The organism is Pseudomonas sp. NPDC087615 (assembly GCF_044743445.1).
GTDB classification, from domain to species: domain Bacteria; phylum Pseudomonadota; class Gammaproteobacteria; order Pseudomonadales; family Pseudomonadaceae; genus Aquipseudomonas; species Aquipseudomonas baetica_A.
Genome location: NZ_JBIUWM010000046.1, coordinates 47,165 through 49,329, shown reverse-complemented (window position 1 = coordinate 49,329; position 2,165 = coordinate 47,165). Strand labels below are relative to the sequence as shown.

The 2,165-nt window shown below is 57.7% G+C and carries 2 protein-coding genes and 2 pseudogenes; all 4 read right to left on the bottom strand.

The features are described 5' to 3' along the window. Nucleotides 1-174 (bottom strand): annotated as a pseudogene (locus tag ACIOU6_RS20965) (tRNA (guanosine(37)-N1)-methyltransferase TrmD); the annotation flags it as partial. Nucleotides 175-218: 44 nt separating this feature from the next. After that, a complete protein-coding gene (gene rimM, locus ACIOU6_RS20960; protein ID WP_221729889.1) occupies nucleotides 219-755 on the bottom strand; it encodes a ribosome maturation factor RimM in 537 nt (178 codons plus the stop codon). A 5-nt stretch (nucleotides 756-760) separates the two neighbouring features. Further along, entirely contained in the window at nucleotides 761-1,012 is a 252-nt protein-coding gene (gene rpsP, locus ACIOU6_RS20955) for a 30S ribosomal protein S16 (RefSeq protein ID WP_401138774.1), read from the bottom strand. Between the two features lie 303 nt (nucleotides 1,013-1,315). Next, nucleotides 1,316-2,165, bottom strand: a pseudogene (locus ACIOU6_RS20950) (signal recognition particle protein); the annotation flags it as partial.

Below are 2,165 nucleotides of genomic sequence, written 5' to 3'. Positions count from 1 at the left end.
ATCCTCCAGGGGCTTGATCTTCATCACCATGCCCGGACCACCGCCAAACGGGCGATCGTCCACAGTGTGATGCCGATCCGTCGTGTAATCCCGCGGGTTCCAACAGGTCAGCTGCAAGAGCCCCTGTTTGACCGCTCGACTGGTGATGCCGTAGTCGCCGATGGCGCAAAACATCTCGGGAAACAAACTGATCACTTCTACGCGCAAGTTAGCCACGCTTAGAAGTCCGCGTCCCAATCCACCTTCATCTCACCCGCGGCGAGGTCGACTGCCAACACGCATTGCTCCGTATAGGGCAACAGGCGTTCGCGATCATCCAGGCTGCCAGCGCAAGGCTTGACTACCATTACATCATTGGCGCCGGTTTCCAGAAGATGATCGACTTTCCCGAGCAATTGCCCCAGTTGATCGATGACCTTCAGACCTTCCAGCTGGTACCAGTAGTACTCGCCTTCGGTCAATTCAGCGAACAGGTTGCGCGGCACGCAGATCTCATAACCGGCCAGAAGACGAGCTTCTTCACGATCATCAAGACCCTTGAGCTTTGCGACCAGGAACTTATCGCTCCCGCGTCCACTGACCAGCTCGACCTGTTTGACATTGCCTTCGCGCTTGAGCGTCCAGGTTTTGTACTGCAACAGGTTTTCAGTCGGATCAGTAAAGGAATAAACCTTCACTTCGCCGCGAACGCCGTGAACAGAATAAATTTTGCCAATAACGATCAAATCATCGGCAACAGCAGGCGTCGCGTTCATATTGCTCAGGCCGCAGCCTTGGCAGATTCCTTCAACAACTGAGCAACGCGCTCAGAAGGTTGTGCACCAACGCTCAGCCAGTAGGCTACGCGCTCTTGGTTCACGGACAGACGAGTTTCCTGACCACGGGCAACAGGGTTGAAGAAACCAACCTGTTCTTTGTGGGAACCGTCACGCGGGTTGCGGGAGTCGGTTACGGTCAGGTGGTAAAACGGGCGCTTTTTTGAGCCGCCAAGGGCAAGAAGGATTGTTAGCATTTGAACATCGTTACTGTAGTCGGTGCTGCAAATCTAAATGCACAGCGGGCATGGGTGCCCGAAAGGCCGCATATTCTAAGGAATATCCGGACTTTTGCAAATGACTTTTTCCGGCGCCTATGGCATGCCGTGCAGATTTGCATATAGAGCCGTCGATGAAAACGGCCAGTCAGCTCCCGCCGAGTGCGGGTTTGCTGTTGATCCCGCATCCTTGCGGGGTTTGCGCCGGTGCGACGACCGGCGAAGTTTAGTGTCCTGTCTCACCCATGTCGCTCACTTTCGGCGAGTGGCAGACGGGACATCTTACATTTTCGGCATGCCGCCGCCGGGCAACATACCGCCCATGCCGCGCATCATTTTTGCCATTCCGCCTTTGGCGGTGAATTTTTTCATCATCTTCTGCATCTGCTTGTGCTGCTTGATCAAGCGGCCGATGTCCTGCACCTGAGTGCCCGAACCCATAGCGATCCGGCGCTTGCGCGAGCCGCTGATCAACTCAGGGTCGCGGCGCTCGGCCGGGGTCATGGAGCTGATGATGGCTTCCATCTGTTTGAATTGCTTCTCTGCGGCATTCTGGGCATTGCCCATCTGAGACAGGTTGACGCCGCCGATGCTCGGCAGTTTGTCCATGAGGCCGCCAAGGCCGCCCATGTTCTTCATCTGTTGCAACTGATCACGGAAGTCTTCGAGGTCGAAGCCCTTGCCCTTCTTCAGCTTCTTGGCCAGTTTGTCGGCCTTTTCCTTGTCGAGGGTCTGCTCAGCCTGTTCGATCAGGCTGAGCACGTCACCCATACCGAGGATCCGCGAAGCAATACGCTCGGGATGGAACGGCTCGAGCGCTTCGCTCTTCTCGCCCATACCGATGAACTTGATCGGTTTGCCGGTGATCGCTCGCACCGACAGGGCGGCACCGCCACGCGCGTCGCCGTCGACCTTGGTCAGGATCACACCGGTCAGCGGCAGCGCATCACCGAAGGCCTTGGCCGTGTTGGCCGCGTCCTGCCCGGTCATGGCATCGACCACGAACAGGGTTTCGACCGGGTTGATCGCGGCGTGCAGCGCCTTGATCTCGCCCAGCCGCTCTGCGTCGGGGGGCAGACGACCGGCGGTATCGGCGGTGAGCACGGCGCTGGAGGTGGGGGTTGCGTGTGGC

Coding starts and splice junctions, on each gene's coding strand:
- rimM (WP_221729889.1), bottom strand. CDS start 755: ATGAACGCGACGCCTGCTGTTGCCGATGATTTGATCGTTATTGGCAAA.
- rpsP (WP_401138774.1), bottom strand. CDS start 1,012: ATGCTAACAATCCTTCTTGCCCTTGGCGGCTCAAAAAAGCGCCCGTTT.